The organism is Microcoleus sp. Pol12A5 (assembly GCF_036701435.1).
Taxonomy (GTDB): Bacteria; Cyanobacteriota; Cyanobacteriia; order Cyanobacteriales; family Microcoleaceae; genus Microcoleus.
Genome location: NZ_JAUBQU010000315.1, coordinates 1 through 1,097, shown reverse-complemented (window position 1 = coordinate 1,097; position 1,097 = coordinate 1). Strand labels below are relative to the sequence as shown.

Genomic DNA, 1,097 nt, shown 5'->3' with positions numbered 1-1,097 from the left:
AGCGTGCAGGCTCTCTTCAGCTCTTAGGCTAGAACGGTATCAAGGGAGCCCCGGCCACTACCAGGGCGTCCCGTTTAACAAGTTGAAGCTGGAGCTGGAAGGCCCCAGTGGATATTCAACATGTCAAGTCTACACCTGAACGTCGGGGTCGATGTTTCTAAAGACACCCTGGATCTGTGCTTCTTTGCCAAAGACCAAATCAAGCACAGCTTCACAGTCAAGAACTCTCCAGCAGGGTTTGAGCAGATTGTAAAGAAGCTGGAGAAGATGGCTCCTAAAGACCAGTGGAGGATCACGATGGAAGCGACCTCTTCCTGCCACAAGGCTTTGGTGTGGCACCTGGCTGAAGAGGGAGTCCCTGCTGTGGTGATGGCTCCTAATCAGGCTAGAAGCCTTGCCAGGGGTCTTGGAATCATTAGAAAGAATGATGCGACAGACGCCTATGTTCTGGCTGTGTGCTCGCAGAAGAACTGGAAAACCCCCAGGAAGCCTCCCACCAAAGAACAGGCTGAACTTCAGGAGCTTTCAAGAAGGATAGACAGCCTTAAAGCTCAGGCGGCTGACGAGAAGAAGAGAATGGGCAAGCCTTCCGCCTGTGCAGAACTCATCAAATCCTGCACGAGAGTCATCAGACTTCTTGACAAGGAAATCCAGCAGGTGAGCCAGCTGTGGCTGGTAAAGCTGAAGCAGAGCCAGGAGCTTGTGAAGAAGCACCGCCTCATGCTGAGCATCCCTGGTGTGGGCCCTGAAACAGCCCGCAAGGTCTTGAGTGAACTCTTCTTGACAGATGAACTAAAGAACGTCAAGCAGTGCATCGCCTACGCTGGGCTGGCTCCGCAGGAATGTTCGAGCGGGACGAGTCTTAACCGAAAAGCCACCATCCACGGGACAGGCAGCAGATTCTTGAGGACAGCTCTTTTTATGGGAGCCATCTCCTGTTCCAGACATGATGCTGAATGCTCAGCCCACTACGACCGAATGCTGGAAGCCGGAAAACCTAAGAAATGCGCTCTGGTCGCCATCATGGCCAGAATGCTCCGCCGGATTGTGACAGTGGTCAACAGAGGAACCGAATGGACCCCAACCCCTTGACAATT

At 53.1% G+C, this 1,097-nt stretch carries 1 protein-coding gene; it reads left to right on the top strand.

The window, feature by feature from the left end:
- Positions 1-120: 120 nt before the first annotated feature.
- Entirely contained in the window at positions 121-1,092 is a 972-nt protein-coding gene (locus QUA45_RS28965; protein WP_332970815.1) for a transposase, read from the top strand.
- Positions 1,093-1,097 lie beyond the last annotated feature (5 nt).